Genomic DNA, 1,093 nt, shown 5'->3' with positions numbered 1-1,093 from the left:
AGCGCTCAAGGTGTATGTGGCGAATTTACAATTCAAGTGCAACAGCTACAAAAAAGACATCCATAAGCGATACTGCAAAAAACATCAAAACATTGCAGGAGACCGAAAATGGATGCCTACAGTCATATTACGCCCATTGAGCGGGGTTGCATAATGACCTTGTTCAACCAAGGTCATTGCCCCGCCGCTATTGCCACCATGTTGAAGCGTCACAGATGCACCATCTTGCGCGAACTGAAGCGCAATAGCGCTGGCGAAAGCTACGACGCCAGCAAGGCGCAGGAGAAATACGACAGCAGGCGTAAGCTCTGCCGCCGCAAGCGTAAACTTGATGACCCGGAACTTTTTGCCCTGGTCAAGGAGAGGTTTCTGAAACTGCACTGGTCGCCGGAGCAGATTCAGTACCGCTTGCGCCACGAAGGCCGCCCGCACGCCATCAGCTACGCGACTATCTACCGCGGTATCTACGCCGGGCGTTTCAATGACCCCGACTGGGTGATAAGCGGCAAGCAAAGGCTGCGCCACCGTGGCAAGAAGCGGCGGCGCAAGGGCGAGCCGACACGTGATAACTTCCCGGTTGAGCATGCGCTGTCGGCGCGTCCGCCAGAGGCGCAGGCGCGGGAGCGACTTGGCGATTGGGAAGCCGATACCGTTGCAGGCGTGGTGGGTGGTGCGGTGTTGCTGACGTTGGTCGACCGTAAAAGCCGCTATCTGCGGTGCGTTCGGCTGGAGAAGAAGACGGCGGACGGCGTGAATGCGGCGATGATTGAAGCCTTGCGCGAGCAGACGGTGCTCAGCATCACGCCGGACCGGGGCAAGGAGTTTGCACGGCATGCGGTGGTGGCGGAGGCGTTGGGGATAAAAATATACATTCCGCCGCCGTACCAGCCGTGGCAACGCGGCACGAACGAGAACACCAACGGCTTGTTGCGTGAATATTTTCCGAAGCATCAGGATATTGCGCAATATCCAGATGATTACATTGAAAAGGCGGTGCTGGCATTGAATAACCGCCCGCGCAAATGTTTGCAGTGGAGGACACCTTATGAAGTGTATTTTGATGAGGTGTTGCACTTGGTTTGACAATTCGCCG

At 56.1% G+C, this 1,093-nt stretch carries 1 protein-coding gene; it reads left to right on the top strand.

The features are described 5' to 3' along the window. The first annotated feature begins 108 nt into the window (after positions 1-108). Positions 109-1,083, top strand: coding sequence for an IS30 family transposase (locus Q0349_RS02015; protein ID WP_298079173.1), 975 nt, complete (start codon positions 109-111; stop codon positions 1,081-1,083). The last annotated feature ends 10 nt before the right edge of the window (positions 1,084-1,093 follow it).

The sequence above is a fragment of the uncultured Cardiobacterium sp. genome, assembly GCF_938028185.1.
Lineage (GTDB): Bacteria > Pseudomonadota > Gammaproteobacteria > Cardiobacteriales > Cardiobacteriaceae > Cardiobacterium.
This window is presented reverse-complemented; position numbering and strand designations above follow the sequence as displayed.